The organism is Terrabacter sp. GCM10028922 (assembly GCF_042666095.1).
GTDB lineage: Bacteria > Actinomycetota > Actinomycetes > Actinomycetales > Dermatophilaceae > Terrabacter.
On the sequence record NZ_JBHTFG010000007.1, the window covers coordinates 1 to 16142 of the forward strand.

13 protein-coding genes and 1 pseudogene are annotated in these 16142 nt (G+C 71.8%); 5 read left to right on the forward strand and 9 right to left on the reverse strand.

The window, feature by feature from the left end; translation table 11 throughout:
• Positions 1-262, forward strand: a pseudogene (locus tag ACFQU3_RS07520) (carbohydrate ABC transporter permease); the annotation flags it as partial.
• A gap of 108 nt (positions 263-370) precedes the next feature.
• Here the strand turns inward: ACFQU3_RS07520 and ACFQU3_RS07525 are convergent.
• The 3 genes from ACFQU3_RS07525 to glpX form a co-directional block, all read right to left on the reverse strand.
• Positions 371-2098, reverse strand: coding sequence for a substrate-binding domain-containing protein (locus ACFQU3_RS07525; RefSeq protein ID WP_385908300.1), 1728 nt, complete (start codon positions 2096-2098; stop codon positions 371-373).
• Between the two features lie 136 nt (positions 2099-2234).
• A complete protein-coding gene (locus tag ACFQU3_RS07530; protein ID WP_385908302.1) occupies positions 2235-3173 on the reverse strand; it encodes a carbohydrate kinase in 939 nt (312 codons plus the stop codon).
• A 10-nt stretch (positions 3174-3183) separates the two neighbouring features.
• Positions 3184-4176 (reverse strand): class II fructose-bisphosphatase, encoded by a 993-nt coding sequence (gene glpX, locus ACFQU3_RS07535; protein ID WP_385908303.1) that lies wholly within the window; start codon positions 4174-4176, stop codon positions 3184-3186.
• A gap of 96 nt (positions 4177-4272) precedes the next feature.
• Here glpX and ACFQU3_RS07540 point away from each other — a divergent pair, with 96 nt between their 5' ends.
• Positions 4273-4980 (forward strand): DUF4245 domain-containing protein, encoded by a 708-nt coding sequence (locus tag ACFQU3_RS07540; protein ID WP_385908305.1) that lies wholly within the window; start codon positions 4273-4275, stop codon positions 4978-4980.
• Between the two features lie 45 nt (positions 4981-5025).
• On the opposite strand, the gene ACFQU3_RS07545 is transcribed toward ACFQU3_RS07540, so the two are convergent.
• Together ACFQU3_RS07545 and xseA are read right to left on the reverse strand one after the other, a co-directional pair.
• Entirely contained in the window at positions 5026-5331 is a 306-nt protein-coding gene (locus tag ACFQU3_RS07545; protein ID WP_385908307.1) for an exodeoxyribonuclease VII small subunit, read from the reverse strand.
• A gap of 10 nt (positions 5332-5341) precedes the next feature.
• Entirely contained in the window at positions 5342-6826 is a 1485-nt protein-coding gene (gene xseA / locus ACFQU3_RS07550) for an exodeoxyribonuclease VII large subunit (RefSeq protein WP_385908609.1), read from the reverse strand.
• An 88-nt stretch (positions 6827-6914) separates the two neighbouring features.
• Here xseA and ACFQU3_RS07555 point away from each other — a divergent pair, with 88 nt between their 5' ends.
• Positions 6915-7949 carry a 4-hydroxy-3-methylbut-2-enyl diphosphate reductase gene (locus tag ACFQU3_RS07555; RefSeq protein WP_385908309.1) on the forward strand — a complete coding sequence of 345 codons (1035 nt, stop codon included), beginning with the start codon at positions 6915-6917 and terminating at the stop codon, positions 7947-7949.
• A gap of 46 nt (positions 7950-7995) precedes the next feature.
• On the opposite strand, the gene ACFQU3_RS07560 is transcribed toward ACFQU3_RS07555, so the two are convergent.
• From ACFQU3_RS07560 to ACFQU3_RS07575, 4 genes are all read right to left on the reverse strand, one after another.
• The gene (locus ACFQU3_RS07560) at positions 7996-9711 is read right to left on the reverse strand and encodes a substrate-binding and VWA domain-containing protein (protein ID WP_385908311.1); all 1716 of its coding nucleotides are present in this window, start codon (positions 9709-9711) and stop codon (positions 7996-7998) included.
• A 219-nt stretch (positions 9712-9930) separates the two neighbouring features.
• Positions 9931-11637: a substrate-binding and VWA domain-containing protein gene (locus tag ACFQU3_RS07565; RefSeq protein ID WP_385908312.1), complete on the reverse strand. Its 1707-nt coding sequence runs from the start codon at positions 11635-11637 to the stop codon at positions 9931-9933.
• A gap of 158 nt (positions 11638-11795) precedes the next feature.
• Entirely contained in the window at positions 11796-13037 is a 1242-nt protein-coding gene (locus ACFQU3_RS07570; protein ID WP_385908314.1) for a DNA recombination protein RmuC, read from the reverse strand.
• Between the two features lie 103 nt (positions 13038-13140).
• The gene (locus ACFQU3_RS07575; protein ID WP_385908316.1) at positions 13141-13872 is read right to left on the reverse strand and encodes a M15 family metallopeptidase; all 732 of its coding nucleotides are present in this window, start codon (positions 13870-13872) and stop codon (positions 13141-13143) included.
• Positions 13873-14087: 215 nt separating this feature from the next.
• Between ACFQU3_RS07575 and ACFQU3_RS07580 the strand changes: the two genes are divergently transcribed.
• Entirely contained in the window at positions 14088-14930 is an 843-nt protein-coding gene (locus tag ACFQU3_RS07580) for a thioesterase family protein (protein WP_385908318.1), read from the forward strand.
• Between the two features lie 85 nt (positions 14931-15015).
• Complete coding sequence (ychF, locus tag ACFQU3_RS07585; RefSeq protein ID WP_385908320.1) at positions 15016-16101, forward strand: redox-regulated ATPase YchF; 1086 nt, start codon at positions 15016-15018, stop codon at positions 16099-16101.
• Positions 16102-16142: the final 41 nt, after the last annotated feature.

The following is a 16142-nucleotide window of genomic DNA, read 5'->3' on the forward strand; positions in this document are numbered from 1 at the left end:
GTCCACACCCGCCCTCGCCTCCTTCGCGATCTTCCAGTTCCTCTGGGTCTGGAACGACCTGCTCGTGGCCCTGATCTTCCTCGGCCGCGGCGACAACACCGTCGCCACCGTGGCCCTGCAGGGCCTGCAGGGCCAGACCGGACAAGGACGAGAACTCATCCCCGCAGCCGGCTTCATCACCATCATCGTGCCGGTCATCGTCTTCCTCTCCCTGCAGCGGTACTTCATCCGCGGCATGACCTCCGGAGCGGTCAAGGGCTAGCCGCCCCCACCGCCCCGCCCGGCACGCAGGAAGGCCGTGGCTCCCCCCGGGAGCCACGGCCCTTCCGTTGTCGCTGTGGGCCTTTGTCGCCGTGCGGGGCCCGGTTCCTCAGACGCAGCGGCCGTTCTTGCAGTCGTGGTCGAAGAGCGCCCGCGCGAGCACCGTCGTCATGTCGGACGGGGAGGGGGCCGCGTAGAAGTCGGAGTAGGTCATCTTCGAGATCTGCGACAGGGCGTTCGGGTCCACGTCCGGGCCGATGCCGATGGTCGTGATGGCGATCGGCTTGTTCGGGTCGCCGGCAGCGCGCAGGTTGGCCTTGAGCTGCTCGAGGGAGAGGCCGTTGGGGTCCTCGTTGCGGCCGTCGGTGAGGATGACCACGGCGTTGACGCGGTTGGGGTCGTACTCCTTCTTCACCTTCTGGTAGGCCGCCCAGATGGTGTCGTAGAGACCCGTGCCGCCGCCGACGCTCTTGGCCAGGTTGCCCGCGGCGGTCGCCACGAGCGCCCGGTGACTGTCGTTGTCGAGCCGGCCGATCGGGGCCAGCTCGCGGTAGTCGGCCCCGCCCGCGCCGATGCCGATGGAGAAGATCCAGAGGCCGAGCTTGGTCGACTTGGGCAGGGCCGCGAGGGCGATGCCCGCCGCCTCCTGGGTGATGGCGACGCGAGTCGTCTTGCCGACCTTGTCCTTCATCGAGCCGGAGACGTCGAAGACGGAGAGGATGGAGAAGTCCGTCGTGGCCGACTGCCACAGGTCGGTGGTCGCCGCGACGGTCTCGGCGTCGGGCGTGGGCCCGATCTTGACCTCTCCGACGCTGCCCTGCGGGGTCGGCATGGTGACGGGCACGGCCGTCGAGCGGATGCCGTACTGGGCGAAGATCTTCGCCGCCGCCGGCGTCATGAGGTACGCGCGGAGCAGCTCGACCGCCTGGTCCCTGACCGGGTCGGTGGCGACGTTGACGAGCGAGAACTCGAATGCCGGCGTGCCCTCGCTCGGCGTCACCGAGACCATCTTGTGGGCGGGATAGAGCCGGTTGTGGTCGATGAGGTCCGCCTCGGCCACTGGGAAGGCCTGAGCCTGCTCGGGCGTCGCGTTGTAGGTGCTGAAGAGGTCGTCGATCGACGGGGCGGCCAGCTTGGCCAGCTTGGGGATCACGACGCGGCCCTGCTCGCCGGACAGCTGTGGCAGGGCCGAGGCCAGCGTCAGCATGCCGGCCGTCGTGGAGCGCGGGTCGCTCATCCGGATCGGGTTGTCGGACGCGACGAGCTCGAGCCACTTCGGCTGGCCCTCGAGCTTGCTGGCCTCCGTCGGGTCCATCGCGATGACCAGAGGGCTCTTCGCGAACGCCTTGGCGGGCTTGGCGTTGAGCTTGGCGGCGGCGTTGACGCGCTCGACCCAGCGGGGCGAGTCGGGGATCCAGGCGTCGGGGCGGTCGGGCTGGCCCTGGCCGAGCCCGATCATCGCCTCCATGGGCGCCTTGCCACGCACGACGTAGTCGACGCACGGCGACGCGGGATCGGCCTGGTACTCCTTGGCCAGAGCGAGCACGGCCGGCTGCGCGGCCTCCGAGACCCACAGCGAGACGGGAGTGCGGTCGGGGCAGGACTTGCCGGGCGCTGCAGTCAGGGCTGCGACCGGTGTGACCTCCCGGCCGTTCCACCAGGCGAACCCACCGACGCCGGCGCCCGCGAGCAGCACGACTCCGAGCACCGCCGCGATGATGCGGTTGCGGCGCGCCGCGGCGATCTTGGCTTCGAGGGCCTTACGACTGGCGCGGCTGTCGAGGAGGCTCTGCTCGTACGGTCCGATTCGGCGTTGTGGAGGGGTGGGGTTGGACACGGGGTTTCCTCACATGAGGACGCCCCGGCACCGGGGCGTCAGGGTGAACCACCGGCCAAAACTACCGGTCGGTCCGCGCAGAATGGTGCCCGACCCCGGGCGGTCTTGTCGAATGTCCGATTTGTCCCTGCCGGGCTCAGGTCAGGTCCGGTCGACCGGGTGCGTGGGCGCCCGCGCGCCCGACGGTGAGGGCCCCGGTGGCGAGGGCGCGGCGCACCGCGGGCACGATGTCGGCCAGGTCCGCGGCGTGCAGGCCGACCCGCGCCTCCGGCCCCCCGAGGAGCCCGGCGTCGAGCAGGCCCGACACCAGGCCTGCCATGAACGAGTCGCCGGCGCCCACCGTGTCGACGACCGTGACGCTGGGAGCGGGCAGGGCCTGCTGCTCCCCGGTGCGGGTCACGTGCACGACGGCTCCGTCACCGCCGCGGGTCATGACGACCACCGCCGGACCCAAGGCGCCCCAGGCGCGCAGCACGTCGGCATGGGACTCGCCCGGGCACAGCCACTCGATGTCCTCGTCGCTGACCTTGACGACGTCGCACAGCATGATCGAGCGCTCGATGGTGCGCCTGGCCTGGTCGGGCAGGCCCATGAGCGACGGGCGGGCGTTGGGGTCATACGAGACCGTCGCCCCGAGCTCTCGCGCGGCGGCGAGGATCTCGCGCACCTGCCCGCCGCCGGGCTCGAGCACGGCGGCGATGCTGCCCGTGTGGAGGTGGCCGTATGCCGTGAGGCCGGGGACCGCGGCCACCTGCCACTCGAGGTCGAAGACGTAGCTGGCCGCGCCCGACGCGTCGAGGGTCGCGTGGGCGACGGACGTGAAAGGTGCTCCCTGCGAGCCGGCGGTGAGCGCGACGCCGCGCTCACGGCATACCTCCTCGATGCGCCGACCGCGCTCGTCGGTGGCGATCCAGGTGGCGAGGTCGACCCGGTGGTCGAGGGCCGCCAGGCCGAAGGCGACGTTGGCGGGGCTGCCGCCCACGTGCTCCTCGGTGGCGCCGTCGGGCCTCGTGACGGCGTCGATGAGGGCCTCGCCGACGACAAGGGTGCGGGTGGGGGCCGTTGCGTCGCTCACGTCCGGGCCCTCACTCGTCGATCATGTCCGTGCTGCCGAACCAGCCGGGCCGGTCGAAGCGGTGCTCGCTGTCGATCGTGCGGATGGTGCCGCTGCGCGAGCGCATGACGAGCGAGTTGGTGCGGGCGGACTTCGCGCCGTAGCGCACGCCCCGCAGCAGCTCACCGTCGGTGATGCCGGTCGCGACGAAGAAGCACTCGCCGACGACGAGCTCGTCGGTGGACAGCACGCGGTCGAGGTCGTGCCCGGCGTCGAGCGCCTTCTGCCGCTCCTCGTCGTCCTTGGGCCAGAGCTTGCCCTGGATGACGCCACCGATGCACTTGATGGCGCAGGCCGCGATGATCCCCTCGGGCGTGCCCCCGATGCCGAGGAGCAGGTCGACACCGGTGCCCGGGCGGGCGGCCATGACCGCGCCGGCCACGTCGCCGTCGACGATGTAGCGGATGCGGGCGCCCGTCTCGCGGATCTCCTCGGCCATGTGGTCGTGACGCGGGCGGTCGAGCATCACCACGGTGACGTCGGCAGGTGTCTCCTTCTTCGCCTTGGCGACGCGCCGGATGTTCTCCGCGACGGGCAACCGGATGTCGACGACGTCGGCGGCCTCCGGGCCGGTGGCGAGCTTGTCCATGTAGAAGACCGCGGACGGGTCGTACATGGCACCGCGGTTGGCGACGGCCATGACGGCGACGGCGTTGTTCATCCCCTTTGCGGTCAGGGTGGTCCCGTCGATGGGGTCGACGGCGACGTCGACCTCGGGACCGGTGCCGTCGCCGACCTGCTCGCCGTTGAAGAGCATCGGGGCGTTGTCCTTCTCGCCCTCGCCGATGACGACCACCCCGCGCATGCTCACGGTCGAGATCATCGCTCGCATCGCCTCGACGGCTGCGCCGTCGGCCTTGTTCTTGTCACCGCGGCCCACCCAACGGCCTCCGGCCATCGCGGCCGCCTCGGTGACTCGAACCAGCTCGAGAGCGAGGTTGCGATCCGGCTGGCTGTGCTTCATCAAAGGTCCTCCGTCGGCGCAGAACGAGTCCGCGCCAGCCTATCGGTGGCGCCGGCCCGGTTTGGACCGCGTCCGCCAGTCGGGGACGATGGGCGCATGAGCAGCCCGTCGACACCCTCGACACCCTCGACGCCGTCGACTCCCGCGACTCCCGCGACTCCTGCGACTCCTGCGACTGGTGCCACTCCCCAGGGTCACCCGCGGGCCGGTGAGGCTGGCGCCGAGGCTCAGGCCCAGGAGGCGTCCGTCCAGCCCCGCAGCCGCTACTCGATGGGCACGCTGCCCAACATGCTGCGCTCGATGCTCGTCATCGGGCTCTTCGTGCTCGCCCTGGTCGCCATCGTCCCGCGGACCAGCCAGGTGCCGCGCACGGCCGTCGACGCGGCCGCCAAGGCGAGCCAGGTGGCCGCCCAGACGAAGTGGTCCCTGCAGCTGCCCAGAGGGCTCGGCGACGGCTGGGTCCCCACGGTCGCGACGTTCGCGCCCGGCACGGAGAAGGTGCCCACCTTTACGACGGTCTGGTCGACGCCGAGCGGCGCGGACATCGCGCTCAAGCAGGCCGCGGGCGCGACCAACGGCTGGATCAGCAGGTCGGTGGACGACGGCGAGGCGTCGGGGACGGTGCAGGTCGCGGGCCGGACGTTCGAGCGTTTCGTCGCCGACGGTGCAGGACAGATCGGCTACGTCGTGCGCGGCGAGGGTCCGACCGACGTGACGCTCGTGGCCAGCGGCACGGCTCCCGAGGACGAGCTCAAGGCCTTCGTCGCCGCGCTCGCGCCGGTGGCTGCGGCATCCTCGCGCTGACGTTCCCGTCGTCGGCGACGTCGGCACCCGGCTGAGCCACCGTCTTCAGGACTCGTCGTCCTCGTCCTCGTCGAAGATGGCGTCGTCGGCGCCCTGGGGCGCGGCTGGTACGGCGCCGGGCGCGGCCTGCGGGCGGGCCGCACGCTCGATCTCCGACTGGGCCCCGTCGAGCCAGGTCCCGCAGTGAGCGGCGAGAGCCTCGCCGCGACGCCACAGGTGCATCGAGTCCTCGAGAGGCGCCTGGCCTGCCTCGAGCTTCGCGACGATGGCGATGAGCTCCTCGCGAGCGTCCTCGTAGCGCATCCCGGCGATGTCGGGGAACGAGCCCTCCGTGGGTGTCGCGTCAGCCATGGGCGTCACCCTACGACGTGTCGGTGTCGGTGTCGGACGGCGCGTCGGGCGGCTGCGGCCCGCCGGTGTCGCGCTGCCTCGGCCTGGACGTGGCCCTCCTGGTCGGGGTCGCCGGGGTCGGGGTCGCCGGGGTCGAGGTGCTGCTCGCGGTCGTCGGGTCGGGAGCGGCCTTGGGAGCGGCTGCGGCCTTCCTGCGTGGGCCCTTCCTCGGTGCAGCCTTCGGCGCCGCCGTGTTCGCGTCGTCCGCACCCAGGGAAGGGTCCTCGGCACCCGCACCGACCGGGCGGACCCCGAAGTCACCGCCCGCGACGCGGACGCGCAGCAGCTCGCCGACGCCGACGTCGGCAGGGTCCATGACGACGCGCCCGTCACGGTGCTGCACGACCGCGTACCCGCGTTCGAGCGTCGACTGGGGCGAGAGGGCCACGACCTGTCGGCGGAGGTGCTCCACCTCGTCGCCGGCACGGTGCAGCCGCGCCTCGATGCGCGTCGCCGCGCGGGACCGGAGCGCCGAGATCTCCTGGCGCCGCACGCGCACGAGCGCGACGGGGTCGGCCATGACCGGGCGTGAGACGAGCGATCGCAGCCCCGACCGCTCCGCCTCGATCCGGCGCGCGACGGCCCGGCGTACGCGTTCGCGGGCCGTGTCCACGAGCGCTCGCTCGCGCGCCGCGTCGGGAACGACCTTCTTGCCGGCGTCCGTCGGCGTCGAGGCGCGCCAGTCGGCGACGAGGTCGAGCAGCGGCTGGTCGACGTCGTGCCCGATGGCACTGATGACAGGAGTGCGCGCCCGCGCGACCGCGCGGATCATGGCCTCGTTCGAGAAGGGCAGCAGCTCCTCGAGGGCGCCACCGCCACGCGCGATGACGATGACGTCGACGGCCGGCAGCCCATCGAGCTCGCGCAGCGCGTCCACGACCTCGGTGACTGCGGTGCTGCCCTGCACGGCGACCTCGCGGATCTCGAACACGACGGCCGGCCAGCGCCGCCGGGCGTTCTCGACGACGTCCTTCTCGGCCGCCGAGCTGCGGCCCGTGATGAGCCCGACTCGTCGTGGCAGGAAGGGGATCGGCCGTTTGCGCTCGGCGTCGAAGACACCCTCGGCAGCGAGCGTCCGCTTGAGGATCTCGACCCGGGCCAGCAGGTCGCCGATGCCGACGGGCCGGATCTGACGAGCCTCGAGCTGGAGGGTGCCGCGCTTGGTCCAGAAGGTCGGCTTGGCCTGCAGGACGACGCGAGCGCCCTGCGCGAGCGGGATCGGCATCGCGTTGACCGCGTTCATCGGCACGGACACCGAGAGCGACATGTCGACGTCGGGGTCGCGCAGCGTGAGGAACGCGGTGCCACCGCGCGGGTTGAACTGCACGACCTGGCCCTCGACCCAGAGCTGGCTCATCCGGTCGACGTAGTCCGAGATCTTGAGGCTGAGCACCCGCACCGGCCACGGCTGCTCCGCCGTCGTGTCGGCGGCCTTCTCGGGCAGCGGGCTCGTCATGCTCACGCGCGCCACCCTAGACGGGTGGCGCCCCCCAACGGGCCCACGGCGAACCGGGAGGGTTCGTGGTGCCCTCTACGATGGGCCCATGAGCGAGCCAGCCGACCAGTCGTCCGACAAGAAGGTCCTCCTCGCGGCGCCGCGCGGCTACTGCGCCGGCGTCGACCGGGCCGTCGTGACCGTCGAGAAGGCGCTCGAGCTCTACGGGCCACCGGTCTACGTCCGCAAGCAGATCGTGCACAACAAGCACGTCGTCAACACCCTCGAGAAGCGCGGCGCGATCTTCGTCGACGAGACCGACGAGGTGCCGGAGGGGGCGACCGTCATCTTCTCGGCGCACGGCGTTGCCCCTGTCGTCCACGAGGAGGCGAGGGCCCGCAGCCTCAAGACCATCGACGCGACGTGCCCGCTCGTCACGAAGGTGCACCGCGAGGCGGTCCGGTTCGCCGACGACGACTTCGACATCCTGCTCATCGGCCATGAGGGGCACGAGGAGGTCGTCGGCACGTCCGGCGAGGCTCCGGAGCACATCACCCTCGTCGACGGCCCCGATGACGTCGAGAACGTCACGGTGCGCGACCCGGAGAAGGTCGTCTGGCTCTCCCAGACGACCCTCTCGGTCGACGAGACCATGGAGACCGTTGCGCGACTCAAGGAGAAGTTCCCCGCGCTGCAGAGCCCGCCCTCCGACGACATCTGCTATGCCACCCAGAACCGCCAGCTCGCCGTCAAGCAGATGGCCAAGGACACCGACCTCATGATCGTCGTCGGGTCCCGCAACTCGTCGAACTCCGTGCGCCTCGTCGAGGTCGCCGTCGAGCACGGCGCCCGCGACGGGCACCTCGTCGACTTCGCCGACGAGATCCAGGAGGAGTGGCTCGACGGCGTGACCACCGTCGGTGTCACGTCCGGCGCGAGCGTGCCCGAGGTCCTCGTGCGTGACGTGCTCGCCTGGCTCGCCGAGCGGGGCTACGGCGAGGTCGAGGCGGTCATCGCCGCCGAGGAGTCCCTCCTCTTCTCACTGCCCAACGAGCTGCGCCGCGACCTCAAGGCCCGCAAGGGCGAGGATGGCGGCACGGTGCGCCACGACGCCGCCTTCGAGGACGCCGGTTCGCTCCACTAGACGCCCCGGCCCATCCCCGTTCAGGTGGGACGTTCAGGTGCGACGTTCAGGTGGGACCGGACAGGGCTCGCGTGAGCGCGGCGGTCAGCTCCTCGCGCGTCGTGACGGCGACGTACTGACCACGGCCCGCCTTCGCGATCTCGGTGAGCACGGCGCCGTCGGGCTTGGTCCCGATCCCGATGATCACGAGCTGGACCGGCTTCGCAGGGTCGGCCTTGGCGACCGCGGACGTGACCGCGGTCAGCGAGGCGCTGACGTCGTCGTCGTTCGGCCCGGTCGTGACGATGACTGCCGTGCCCGGGCGTCCCGCGACAGCCGTGGCCGCCGCGGCCTGACGGGCTGCGACGATCGTGTCGTAGAGGCCCCGGTCACCGCCGGCGACCTCCGACATCCCGCCGAGACCCCGGGCGATGGTGTGGATCTGGGCTGGTGCGGTGAGCGGGGCGCTGTCGGCGACGACGCGGTGGTCCTCGCCGCGAGGTCCGAGATGCTGGGCGAAGTACCACAGGGCCACGCTCGACCGGTCGGGCAGCGACGCGACGGCGAGCTGCGTCGACTCGGCCTGACAGTCGAGGATGGTCTCGCCGTCCAGGCGCGAGAGGCTCGAGGCAGAGACGTCGAGCGCGACGACCGCCCGTGGGGCCGGGTCGACGTCGGCCCACTCCTCACGGAGCGCGCCCGCCGCCGCGGGGGTCGGTGGCGCGGGCGACACGGCGGCGCCGGGTGCGGAGAAGCCGTGCCTGGCGATGACCGCACGCGCGGCGTCGGAACCGAGGTAGTCAGCGAGGGAGCGCAGCACCTTGGACGCCACGGTCCCGTCGGCCACGGGGACGAAGGAGTACTCGAGCGGAGCCACGGCCCCCTCCGACGGCACGACGGCTGTCAGCTGCGCCGACGGGTTCGCCGCGTTGTATGCGGCGAGCTCCGGCTCGGCGACCGGTGCCGCTGCGTCCTTGTGGGGGTCATCGAGCAGTCCGAGCGCCGACGCGCCGGGCGCCAGCTGCCGAGACCTCGCAGCCACCTGTCGGAGCTGCGCTGAGGACCAGCGCCCCGAGGCAGCGGCCAGGGCGAAGAGGCCGGCGGTCGACGTGGCCGGGTCGGGGAGGGTGATCGGGATCTCGCCCGCCGCGAGCTCCGCCCATGACACGGCAGCTCGGGGGGTCACGTCCGTCCGTGCGGCGAGCACGACCCGGGACGTGGCGAACGGCTCGTCCGCCGCGAGGCCGAGGCCCGCACGATGGTTCGCCTGGTCGAGCCAGAGGGCGGCATCGGTGACCCAGGCATCGGGTCGCACCGGGCCGGCGAGGGACTGGGCCACGGTGCTCGAGGCCCGGGGCATGACCGTGAAGCTCGCGCAGGGCGCGTCCGGCAGGGCCTGGAACCCGTGGACGAGGTCGGAGAAGGTCGTCCCCAGGGCCTCGGGCACGGCAACCGTGAGCATGGGCGGCGTGGGGCAGCCGTGGTCGACGTGGCTCTGTGCCGTGGCGACCGGCGCGACGCCGGCCATGGTGCCTGATCCGGGGCGGTCGAGCCACGTCCACGCGCCGAGAGCTGCCGCCGCGAGGACCGCCGTCGCCGCGGCGCCAGCGGCGACCAGCGTGCGGCGCCGTCGCGTGAGGCGCTGCCGGGCGGCACGCTCGGCGCGCTCCCTGTTCGCGAGAAGGGATGCCTCGTACGGCCCCACCCGACGCTGCGCGGGCGGGGGTGGTGGCAGATATTGGTCGCCGCCTCGGTCATCCGTCATCTGGCCTTCGGTCGTCACGACCGGGAGTATGTTGCGTCGGTCCCGGCGCGCCCAAACGGTCGCCGAATGGCGGGCACTGTCGAAGCAGCACACCACTTCGCCAACTCGCCTACCGTGGATCGGTTGCCACAGAGGCGAATTCGGCGGGGCGCGTCCTACCTGCGTCTGGTTGCCACTGGACCGCTTCACCCTGACGACGTGCCTCGTTCACCGAACGTTCGCCGTGCGCGAGGCGCGCTAGCCGCCGAGTGCCGTCGTCAGGACCGGCTGCAGCTCCGCGACCGAGTCCGTCGCGACGTACTGCCCGCCGGTGGTCGCCACGACCTGCTGCATGGCCTTGGCGTCGACGCGGTCGCCGATGCCGAGCACCACCACGCGGACCGGCCGCTTTGCGTCCTTCGCCTCGGACAGTCGCGTGGTGAGCTGGCCGAGGGTGAGGCCGTAGTCGTCCTCGTTGGGACCGTCGGCCACGACGATGAGGGTGTTCGCGTAGCCGGGCTTCCAGCGGCTCTTCGCGCGCTCGTACGCCGCTGCGATCGTGTCGTAGAGTCCGCTGCCTCCGCCGACGAACGAGTCGAGGCCGGCCACGGCGTCGTCGAGGGCGCCGAGGTTCTTGCTGACGCCGAGTCCGCCGTAGTCGGTGAGCTGACGGTAGTCGTCACCCCGGTCGCCGACGTGGAGCGAGTAGATCCACAGCGACGCGACAGTCGTCGTCGAGACGGCGGCCGCTGAGCGCACGGTGGCCTTCTGGAGGATCGCGAGGCGGGTGCCGCCGTCGGTGCGCTCGAGCATCGAGCCGGACACGTCGACGGCCATGAGGGCCTGCGTCTTCTTCGCCGCCGCGTTCCAGAGGGCCGCGGCTCGGTTGAGCCCGGCGCCCTCCGCGCGGCCTTCGACCCGGATCTCGCCGTAGAGGGGAGACGGAGCCGCGGGGTCACCATCCGACGTGCGGAACCCGCTGTCCTGCAGGATCTTTCGCGCCTCCAGGGACAGCAGATGCTCTTGGAGGGCTCTGACGAACGGCGCCTTCGTGGCATCCGTGGTGAGAGGCACCAATGAGTACTCGAGCGCCGGTGCGCCCTCGGCCGGAGCCACCGCAGCGAGGGCCTCGTCGGGGTGGACGGTGTTCCACGCGACGAGCTGGGCCTGGGACACGACCGCCCCGACGCGCCCGTCGGCCTGCGCGATGCCGTCGAGGCTGACGCTCCCCGTCGCGTGCGGGGCCGACGTCGTGGCGAGCGCGCGGAGCTTCGCCTCGGGCAGGGACGCCGACGCGACGCCGAGGGCGACCCGCGCGATCGCCGAGCGGTTCGGGTCGGGGATGCGCATCGGGACGGCGCCGCCGAGCAGGTCCGCCCAGCCGAGCCGGTTCGCCAGCGCTGCCGCGGACTGGTCCTTCATCGCGACGAGCACGGCGCTCGACGCAAAGGGCTCGCCGGGCTCGACCGTGGAGCGGGAGACCGCGTCGGCGCGCCTGACCCAGACGGATGAGTCGGTGATCCAGGCGTCGGGGCGTCCGGAACCGGCGAGCGAGCCCGCCACGGCGAAGGGCTCCTCGGCCTCGATCGTGTAGGCGGCGCACGGTCCGTCGGAGCGGGCCGCGAGGGCCTCCGCGGCTGCCGCAACGGCAGGAGCGATCGCCGGAGCGGCCGAGACGCGCACCTTGACGGGGTCACTGCACGACGTCGGCTGGGCTGCGCTCGTCGGCAGGGCGGTCGGCACCTCACGGTTGCCGACGTGGCGGAACGCGCCGTAGCCGAGACCCGCGGCCACGACAAGGGCCGCGAGAGACGCGACGACACGCGTTCGCCGCCGTCTGCGGGCACGCTGGCGCGTGGCCGCCTCGACGCGTGCGCGCGACTCGCGCAGGCTCTGCTCGTACGGTCCGATCCTGCGCCGCGGCGTGTCGACGTCCTCCGGACCCGGGCCCCCCGCCCCGGTCACCCTCTGCTCGATCCCACGGGGCGTATTGTCCGGGGAGCCTCAGTGGGTGTCCACTTCGCGGACACACCCGACATATCCGTCATCGACCGGATCGTCGGACGTGGGGCGCACCCACGGTCCTGCCGCGTCCGCCCAGACGCGGACGTCTCGCGTCGCGCTCAGGCGGACTGCTCGTGGCCGTGGTCCGTCCGCGCGGGGTCGTCGGCCGGGTCTTGCTCGCGTGTGGCCGCCTGACCGGTCGCACGCTCGAGGAACGCGGCGTCACGGGCGCTTCGGCCCAGGTCGTCGGTGAGCTCGGGGGCGCTGAGCGAGCGGGGCGAGGCCTCGAGCGGCTCGAGCGTAGGCGGGCGCTCGCTCGTGAGGTGCAGCTCGTGCATCCGTCGCGCCGTGACGAGCACCCGTGACTCGAGCGTGCCCACGAACTTGTTGTACTGCTCGACTGAACGCGCCAAGGACTGGCCCATCGTCGTGACGTGGCCGCCAAGTGTCGTGAGCCGGCTGTAGAGGTCCTGCCCGATGGCGAGCAGCTCGCGCGCGTTCTGCTCGAGGGCGTCCTGCTGCCAGATGGCCCCGATCGTGCGCAGCACGGCGAAGAGCGTGCCGGGAGAGGCGAGGACGACCTTGCGGGAGAGGGCGTGCTCGTAGAGGCCGGGGTCATCGGCGAGGGCCGTCGCGAGGATGGCCTCACCCGGGACGAAGCAGATGACCACCTCGGGGGAGCGGGTGAACGCCGTCCAGTACGCCTTCGCCGCCAGCGCCTCGACGTGCCGGCGCAGCGCCGTCGCGTGGGCGGCCAGCAGCTCGGCACGCTCGACCTCTGACACGGTGTCGCCGTGGGCCTGGAGGAAGTGGGCCATCGGCGCCTTGGAGTCGACCACGACGTGCCGCGAGCCGGGGAGGTTGATGACGGCGTCGGGGCGGACGGCCGCGCCGTGTCGGCTCACGCGTGTCACCTGCTCGTCGAAGTCACAGCGCGCGATGAGCCCCGAGAGCTCGAGGACGCGGCGCAGCTGGACCTCGCCCCAGGCACCACGGACCGTCGAGGCGTTGAGGGCGCTCGCGAGGGTGGCGGTCTCGGAGCGGAGCGACTCGGTGGACCGGCTCACCTCGGTGAGGCGCTCGCCGAGCTGGCCGAACTGTTGGGACCGGTCGCGCTCGAGCGCACCCACCTGACGCTCGACGCGGCCGATGGTGTCGCGCAACGGCGCCAGCAGGCTGGCCGTCGTGTCGTCGAGGTCGCGAGCGGACTCCAGGTCGAGCACACGCTCGCGCAGGACGTCGCGCTCGGCCTCCGCCGCTGCGGAGCGGGCCAGGAGGGACGAGCGGGCCGCGAGCCACGCGAGGGCAGCGCCGAGCAGACCTCCGACGACGAGGCCGACGAGCAGCGCGGTGGTGTCCATGCGCTCACCGTCCCAGACGCCGCCGACAGGAGCCGGGACCGACGCGCTTGCCCGGCGTCGGCCGCCGGCCCCGCCAGGGCCGCCTGCTGGAGTCCGCGACCCGTCAGCCGAGCTCGAAGTGCTGGTAGTCCTTGTACGTCCAGTAGCCACCCCAGATGCCGCCACGCGAGATGACCTGCTTGGTGATGGTCGACCAGCTCCAGATCATTCCGGGGTCGCGCAGGTTGCGGTTGATCCAGCGCAGGCCGTTCGGCGGGTACCAGACGCCGTTCGCGGCCTTGTACGGGTTGTGCATCGTGTTGACGTCGATGGCCGTGCCGTAGGAGTGCGGCGACATCCGGGTGCTGTTGCCGGTGACCCGACGGCAGTTGAACGCAGACGTGTTGTCGGCCTTCATCATCTCCTCGTCGTTGCCGTACCAGCGGTTCGGGTTGTCCATGCGCCGGATCTTGAACCCGGCCAGGTAGGCGGCCCGGAAGATGGCCGCGGTCTGGCCGACCTTGTCCCAGCGCACGATGAGCATGCCGCGCCTGATGATGCCGTCGTACCCGCGGAAGTTCATCTCGACGACGCGCAGCCTGCTCGGCCCGACCGGGCAGCCGGAACGCCACGTGTAGCGGACATCGGCGGCGGTGACCGGGCGCGCGGTCGCACGGATCGGGTCGGTCGTCGCGGCCACGGTGGCGACCGGGACGGCATCGACCGTGACAGGCGAGGGCGCAGCCGTTGGGCCGGGGCCGGTCGTGGGCGCCGCGACCGTGACGGTCAGGGCCGTGGTGAGGGCCGTGGCCAGGGCGGCCAGACCGATACCTCCGCGCCGGTGGGAAAAGCGCATGGATCCTCCTTCGTCGAGGTCCGGCGAGGGCGTGTCGGGTCCCGTGGCGCCGGGCGGCAAGGTGGTCGTCCGGTGATGACGAGTACCGGCACGGCCCGCGTGGGCCGTGTGCATACATCACGATTGTGCCGTTACATCACCTCTACAACGCTTCCACGACCCCGAAAGGTTGTCCCGGCGGACATCGCGTCGGGGTCGTCTGTTAGACCTTGACCGTGAGCGAGTACGACGACGCGACGCGGCTCGAAGCCGGCGACGACCCGACCCGACGGCGCGGAACGTTCCACGAGGAGTGGATGATCGGCAACGCCGTCAACGGTGGCCTCGTCATGACGGCCGCCCTGCGCGCGCTGGGCGAGCACCTGGCCGCCGACCCGACCGAGACGACCCAGCACGTCGACCCCGTGGTGCTGTCGGCGTACTTCATGACCGCGTCGCAGCCGGGGCCCTTCACCGTGACGACGGAGGTCATGCGCTGTGGCCGCAAGCTCTCGACCGGGCAGATGACGATCCACCAGCCGGGCGAGGACGGCCGGCCGGTCGAGCGGATGCGCGCCATCGGGTCCTTCGGCAACCTCACCGACCTCGACGTGCAGCGTCAGGCGAGCGCGCCCGACCTGCCCCCGCCGGAGCAGTGCGTGTCCGCCGAGCAGGCACCGCCGGACTTCCTCGCCCATGCGAAGTTCCTCGAGCGTGTCGACCTGCGGCTCGACCCGACGACGGCCGGCTGGGCCCTCGGCAAGCCCTCCATGCGCGGTGTGATGCGCGGCTGGCTTCGGCTGCGCGACGGGCGCGAGCCCGACACGACGATGCTGATGATGGCGCTCGACGCGCTGCCCCCCGTCGCGTTCGACCTCGGGCTCTTCGGCTGGACACCGACCCTCGAGTTCACCGGCCACGTCCGACGTCGCCCCGCGCCGGGCTGGCTACGGGTCTCGCTCTCCAGCGAGACGCTCGGTGGCGGGATGATGGAGGAGGACGCCATGATCTGGGACTCCGAGGGCAACCTCGTGGCCCAGTCCCGACAGCTCTGCGGCGTGCGCCAGCCACGTGCCTGACCGCGCGGCGTGCGCGGGCCGGCCACCCGGCATTCGGGCCGGCGTGGTCGGGAGCCTGCCCGAACGCCACTAAACTCTTGTCCTCGTGGCACTCACCATCGGAATCGTCGGTCTCCCCAACGTCGGCAAGTCGACGCTCTTCAACGCGCTGACCAAGAACAACGTGCTCGCCGCGAACTACCCGTTCGCCACCATCGAGCCCAACGTCGGCGTCGTGCCGCTGCCAGACCACCGCCTCGGCGCGCTCGCCGAGATCTTCGGCTCCGACAAGGTGCTCCCTGCGACGGTGAGCTTCGTCGACATCGCAGGCATCGTGCGTGGCGCGAGCGAGGGCGAAGGCCTCGGCAACAAGTTCCTGGCCAACATCCGCGAGGCGGATGCGATCTGCCAGGTGGTGCGCGCGTTCGAGGACGGCGACGTCGTCCACGTCGACGGCAAGGTCAGCCCGGCGAGCGACATCGAGACGATCCACACCGAGCTCATCCTCGCCGACCTGCAGACCCTCGAGAAGGCCGTGCCGCGGCTCGAGAAGGAGGCGCGGATCAACAAGGACAAGAAGGCCGCGCTCGAGCTCGCCCAGGCCGCGCAGAAGGTCCTCGAGGAGGGCCACACGTTGTATGCCGCCGGGCCGAGGGCCGGGGTCGACCTGGCCGAGGCGAAGTCGCTCGGTCTGCTGACGACCAAGCCGTTCATCTACGTCTTCAACCTCGACGAGGACCAGCTCGCCGACGCCGAGCTGCAGGAGTCGCTGCGCAACCTCGCGGCCCCGGCCGACGCCGTCTTCCTCAACGCGAAGCTCGAGATGGACCTCATGGAGATGGAGGCCGACGAGGCTCTCGAGCTGCTCCAGAGCTTCGGCGCCGAGGAGTCGGGCCTCGACCAGCTCGCCCGCACCGGCTTCCACACGCTCGGCCTGCAGACCTACCTCACGGCCGGCCCCAAGGAGTCGCGCGCGTGGACCATCGGCAAGGGCTGGACCGCGCCGCAGGCGGCCGGCGTCATCCACACCGACTTCCAGCGCGGCTTCATCAAGGCCGAGGTCGTCTCGTTCGACGATCTCGTCGCGGCCGGCTCCATGAACGCCGCCAAGGCTGCCGGCAAGGTCCGCATCGAGGGCAAGGACTACGTCATGGCCGACGGCGACGTCGTGGAGTTCCGCTTCAACGTGTAGACCTGCAGGTCGCCTGGGCCCGGGCTGACTCGCTCTGCGTC

What these genes read in the sequence shown, in the direction of transcription:
- ACFQU3_RS07540 (WP_385908305.1), top strand. Translation starts at nt 4,273, where the DNA reads ATGAGCAGCCCGTCGACACCCTCGACACCCTCGACGCCGTCGACTCCC.
- xseA (WP_385908609.1), bottom strand. Translation starts at nt 6,826, where the DNA reads ATGACGAGCCCGCTGCCCGAGAAGGCCGCCGACACGACGGCGGAGCAG.
- glpX (WP_385908303.1), bottom strand. Translation starts at nt 4,176, where the DNA reads ATGAAGCACAGCCAGCCGGATCGCAACCTCGCTCTCGAGCTGGTTCGA.
- ACFQU3_RS07555 (WP_385908309.1), top strand. Translation starts at nt 6,915, where the DNA reads ATGAGCGAGCCAGCCGACCAGTCGTCCGACAAGAAGGTCCTCCTCGCG.
- ACFQU3_RS07545 (WP_385908307.1), bottom strand. Translation starts at nt 5,331, where the DNA reads ATGGCTGACGCGACACCCACGGAGGGCTCGTTCCCCGACATCGCCGGG.
- ACFQU3_RS07575 (WP_385908316.1), bottom strand. Translation starts at nt 13,872, where the DNA reads ATGCGCTTTTCCCACCGGCGCGGAGGTATCGGTCTGGCCGCCCTGGCC.
- ACFQU3_RS07570 (WP_385908314.1), bottom strand. Translation starts at nt 13,037, where the DNA reads ATGGACACCACCGCGCTGCTCGTCGGCCTCGTCGTCGGAGGTCTGCTC.